Annotated in this window: 3 protein-coding genes; 2 read left to right on the top strand and 1 reads right to left on the bottom strand. The window is 72.2% G+C overall.

Going from position 1 to position 2,855, the window contains the following annotated elements; all coding sequences use genetic code 11:
* The first annotated feature begins 235 nt into the window (after nt 1-235).
* On the top strand, nt 236-1,069 hold the full coding sequence (locus AC13HU_RS35075; protein ID WP_483046041.1) for a VOC family protein: 834 nt from the start codon (nt 236-238) through the stop codon (nt 1,067-1,069).
* Between the two features lie 25 nt (nt 1,070-1,094).
* Here AC13HU_RS35075 and AC13HU_RS35070 read toward each other — a convergent pair whose 3' ends face one another.
* A complete protein-coding gene (locus AC13HU_RS35070; protein ID WP_483046040.1) occupies nt 1,095-2,012 on the bottom strand; it encodes a helix-turn-helix transcriptional regulator in 918 nt (305 codons plus the stop codon).
* Nucleotides 2,013-2,203: 191 nt separating this feature from the next.
* On the opposite strand from AC13HU_RS35070, the gene AC13HU_RS35065 reads away from it, so the two are divergent.
* On the top strand, nt 2,204-2,855 hold a 652-nt coding region (locus tag AC13HU_RS35065), incomplete at its 3' end, for an SDR family oxidoreductase (RefSeq protein ID WP_483046039.1).

Here is a 2,855-nt window from a genome sequence, read left to right as displayed (position 1 = left end):
GTCTCGCACCGCCCGGAGCCGGTAACGTCCTGCACATGGTCGAGTCCTGGTCGAGCCCCGGCCGGGTGCTGGTCCGGCCTGGCCGCCCCACGGCCGGTGCGGAAACCGCGGAGCGGGGCGAGCCGCGAGGCATGATCACGCCATACCGGGGAAGGCGACGTCAAGCGCCCGGCCGACCCCCGGCAGTTCCCTGTCCCCGAAGTCCCCGAAGTCCCCGAAACGGAACGGCACCACAGTGACGAGCGAGCACCCGTCAGCGCCCACCGCCACCGCGTCCGCCGCGGACGTGCCCCGCGGGGCCCCCTGCTGGGCCAACCTCACCGCGCGTGACCTCCAGGCGTCCGAGAAGTTCTACGGCAGCGTGCTCGGCTGGGAGTTCCGCAACACCACGCTCGGCGATCACTTCGCGGTCGCCCTCAGCGACGGCCACCCGGTCGCGGGCATCGGCGCCGTCGCCGTCGACCTGCAGATCGCGGTCGGCTGGACCCCGTACTTCTTCGTCCCCCAGGTGGACGAAGCCGCCGGCCGCATCCGCGAGCGCAGCGCCACCGTCGCGCTCGGCCCGGTCGCGTTCGCCTCCGGCCGCGCCCTGGTCGCCGCCGACCGTGACGGCGCCGTCTTCGGCGTGTGGGACGGGCGCCTGCCCAGCGGCTGGGAGACCTGGCACGACCAGGGGCCGGTGGTGCTGCGGCTGCGCACCCGCGACGCCTTCGAGGCAGCGATCTTCTACGGCGGCGTCCTGCAGTGGGCCGACGGCAGCCCGGACGGCTGCACCGTCGACTACGAACACGAAGAGGTGGTCGTGCGCAGCGGCGGCGCGGTCGTCGCCCGGCTCGGCTCGGGCGCGGTCGAGGCCGATCCGGACCCGACCGTGCGGCCGCACTGGGACGTGCAGTTCGCCGTTCCCGACACCGCTGCCTGCGTGGCCGCCGCCCGCGGCCTCGGCGGCACCCTCGTCCGCCAGGGCACCACCCACTCCGGTGCCTACGCGGAGCTGCGCGACCCCGACGGCGGCCTGTTCACCGTCACCACCGCCACCCGCCCGACGGCCACCCGCACCCTGTCCTGACCCGACCGGCGACGCCGGCTGCGGTTCACGGCGTTTTCGGGTGCGGGGTGCCCGACGGGCCGCTGTCCGCCGTGCCGGTGGGCTCGCCGGGCTCCATGGACTCGCCGTGTTCCGTGTGCTCCGTGGACTCGGTCGCTGCGAGCGCGGCGAGAAGTCGCAGTTTCTCGTCGCTGTCGCTGTCCTTGTCGGGGTAGTAGACGACGAGGATGACGTCGTCGATGGGGAGCTTGTCGCGGTGGAGCCGTAGTTCACCGACGACGGGGTGCTGGACGGTGGTGGTGCCGCCGACGAGGTCGCGTACGTCGTGCCGGGCCCACAGGGTGCGGAACCGCTGGCTGGACAGTGCGAGCTCCCCGACGAGCTCGACGAACCGGGGGTTGTCGGTGTCGTCCCCGATGGTGGTGCGAAGCACGGCGATGAAGTCGGCGGCTGCTTTCGCCCAGTCCTGCTGGAAGGCTTGCTCCTCGGGATCGAGGAAGAGGGAACGCAGCCGGTTCTGGCCGGGCCGCAGGCGCGGCGAGAGCGCGACGGCCATGGGGTTGGACGCCAGGACGTCGAAGGCGCGACCTTCGACGAACGCGGGAATCCGGAGGTGGGCGAGGAGCTGGTGCACCCGTGGCGGTACGTGTTCGGGGCGCTTGCGGCGCGGCGCCCTGGGGCGTGCGGCGGCGAGGCCGAGCAGATACGTCCGCTCGACATCGTCGAGACCCAGGACGCGCGCGAGCGATGCGAGGACCTGGACCGAAGGGTTCTTGTCGCGGCCCCGCTCCAGGCGCAGATAGTAGTCGGCGCTGATTCCGGCGAGCAGGGCGACTTCCTCACGGCGCAGGCCGGGCACGCGGCGGTTGCCGCCGGGCGGGAGTCCCGCCTGCGCCGGGGTGACCAGCTCACGCCGGGCGCGGAGGTAGCCGCCGAGCCGGTTGCCGGATTCCTCGTCCTTCATAGCGACAACCGTAGTGCGGTGTGCGCGTCCCAGAGGGGGCCCTGGCAGGACCAGGGAAGACGGCGGCCCTGCCACGTTCGGTGGATGCCGTCAAGACTTGTGGCATCACTGTTCGAGAAGGACAGGGACGATCGCTGAACGGGCGCCGCGGGCTTGATGCCGTAGGTGCTCCGACCCGAAGGGAATACGTCGTGCATCTCTCCAACCGCACCGTGCTCATCGTCGGCGGGACTTCCGGCATCGGCCGGGAACTGGCCCGGCGGTTCGCCGCGGCAGGCAGCACCGTGGCCATCGGCGGTCGCAGCGCGCAGGCGCTCTCCGAACTCGCCGGCGAAGGCTTCCACACCTTCGGGATCGACGTCACCGACGGTGACTCCGTTGCGCGCGCCCGCGACGCCGTACTCGCCCAGCTCCCCGAGCTGGACACCGTGGTGACCATGTCGGGCGTCATGCTCCTGGAGGACCTGCGCGACCCCGCGCACTTCGAGGCGGCGCAGACGACGATCGAAACCAACCTGGTCGGCACCATCCGGGTCGTCGACGCCTTCACCCCCCACCTGGTCGAACGCGGCGCCGGCACCTTCGTCACCGTCACCTCCGGCATCGCCTTCCTGCCGTTCCCGCCCATGCCCACCTACGCCGCCTCGAAAGCCGCGGTACACGCCTATTCCGAGGCGCTGCGCGCGCAGCTCGCCGGCACCGGCGTCGGCGTCGTCGAGCTCGTCCCGCCGGCCGTCGCCACGGCAGGACAGGAGAAGGTCAACCCGCACGCACTGCCGCTGGACGACTTCGCCACCGAGGTCATGCAGTTGCTTGCCCAGCACCCCACCCCTGACGAGATCC

Source organism: Streptomyces sp. NH27 (assembly GCF_056859195.1).
Note: the sequence above shows the minus strand (reverse complement) of the source record. Positions and strands in the feature narration are given on the sequence as shown.